This window comes from Sandaracinobacteroides sp. (assembly GCF_057137845.1).
The window spans coordinates 1-1,996 of the sequence record NZ_DBNHFX010000086.1; the positions used below are offsets into that span (position 1 = coordinate 1).

Sequence of the window (1,996 nt, forward strand, 5' to 3'; positions counted from 1 at the left end):
GCCTGTCCGTCGACGGGCCATTGGGTGTGGAAACCGTCGTCGCCCGCGCCGACCCTTCGTTGGCGATGGCGGGCGTTGCGGTAACTCTGCCGCCAGCGGCCTTCCTGCAGGCGACGGCCGATGGCGAGGCCGCGCTGGTGGCGGCCGTGCAGGCGATCGTCGGGCGTTCGAAGCGCGTGGCTGACCTGTTCGCGGGCTGCGGGACGTTCAGCTTTCCTCTGGCGGCAAAGGCGCGCGTCGAAGCGATCGACGGTACCGGGGCGGCGATCCGCGCGCTTGAAACCGCCGCGCGGCGGGCGGAGGCGCGTATCGGCACACAACACCGCGACCTGTTTCGCAAGCCCCTGTCGGCAGACGAGTTAAACGCGTTCGATGCAGTTGTGATCGATCCCCCGCGCGCCGGGGCGCAGGCGCAGTGCGCCAATCTGGCCCTCAGCCGGGTACCGGTCGTTGCCGCTGTCAGTTGCAATCCCGCGACCTTCGCGCGTGACGCCGAAACGCTGGCAAGGGGTGGCTACACGCTGCACCGGCTGTGGCCGGTCGCGCAGTTCCGCTGGTCGACCCATGTTGAACTGGTGGCCGAATTCCGGCGTTGAGCATCGCCTCTGGTCAGCGGCGATCCGGCATGGCAGAAAGCGGACGAGAGAGGGATGGGAGGATCTGATGGCCCGAACCCTCGTCGCTGCCTTGTTGTTTTGTGCTGTCACTACTTCGGCTGCGTGTGCTGCCGCGTTTGATCCGCGCGACCACCGCCGCCCGCTTGCCGGACAGCCAACCGAGATCATGGTGCTGGGGACACCCCACCTTGCTAACCTTGGTGATGGGTTTTCACCGGACAACCTGCGATTGCTGATTGAACGACTGTCTGGCTGGAAGCCTGCCGCGATCGCATACGAGGGATTGTCTGGCATCGAATGCGAAGGAATTCGCCGGAATGCCGCCCTTTACCCAGAGGGGACGGTTGACGATTATTGTTTCGATCCTGCCGCTGCCGGGCGCGCTGCCGGGATGGACGTGCCGGCGGCAACCATCGCGGCTGGGCAGATGCTGGCCGATCCGGTGATTGGGCGGGAACCAGCGCAGCGCCGGCGCCTTGCCCTGCTGTTCCTCGCTGCCGGAGAGCGCGCGTCAGCACTGGTGCAATGGCTGCGGCTCCCTCCATCGGAAAGGCGCGCAGACGACGGGCTTACACCGGAATTGGTGGCACTGCTTAACCAGACGGCCACGCGGCAGAACGAAGCCTATCTGCTGGCGGCTGCACTTGCCGCGCGGCTTGGGCATGAGCGGCTGTGGCCGATCGACGACCATAGTGCGGATCGAACGATGGCTGCCTTGAATCAGCAGGAACTGGTTGCAGCCTTGAAAGCGATCAGGGCGACAAAAGCGGGAGCGTCCCGAAAGGCCGAAGCCGAAGCAGTGAACAGCCGGACCGGCACCCCGGAAGATGTGTTGGCGATGTACCGCTTCCATAACGCTGCGGCTGAAGCGGAACATTCGTTCGCAGCCGATTTCGGCCCGGCATTGGCGCATCGGGATCCCGGCCTCTATGGAAGACGCTATGTCGGCTGGTGGGAAACGCGCAACCTGCGCATGGCGGCCAATATCCGCGCCGTGACAGCGATGATGCAGCCCGGCGGCCGCACGCTGGTAATCGTCGGCGCCAGCCACAAGCCTTATCTGGATGCCTATCTGTGCATGATGCACGATGTGGAAGTTCGCGGGCCACAGAAGCTGCTGTCTGGCGACTGAAATCGCCGATGCAAACAAGGGGGATACATCCAGGGGGCGGAGCCGGCCGGGCCCGCCCCCTTGTTTTAAACGAGCCTGTGCGCCTCAGTCGTTGAAGATCGACGCCCAGCGATGCTTGGGGCGGCTCTTCCAGGCGCCGCGGTGATAGGCGTCGGAGGCCAGCAGCGGGATGACGCTGCCTGCTTCGGCATAGACCATCTGTTCGTGCACGGTCTGCACCTTGCCCCAGCTCGCCGCTTCCTGCAGC

2 protein-coding genes and 1 pseudogene are annotated in these 1,996 nt (G+C 65.2%); 2 read left to right on the top strand and 1 reads right to left on the bottom strand.

The window, feature by feature from the left end:
• Positions 1–596, top strand: a 596-nt coding sequence (locus AC16JP_RS04510) for a methyltransferase (protein WP_484339410.1), incomplete at its 5' end; no start/stop codon positions are given.
• 67 nt (positions 597–663) lie between these two features.
• Entirely contained in the window at positions 664–1,749 is a 1,086-nt protein-coding gene (locus tag AC16JP_RS04515; RefSeq protein WP_484339411.1) for a DUF5694 domain-containing protein, read from the top strand.
• Positions 1,750–1,833: 84 nt separating this feature from the next.
• On the opposite strand, the pseudogene AC16JP_RS04520 reads toward AC16JP_RS04515, so the two are convergent.
• Positions 1,834–1,996 (bottom strand): annotated as a pseudogene (locus tag AC16JP_RS04520) (1,9-bis(guanidino)-5-aza-nonane synthase); the annotation flags it as partial.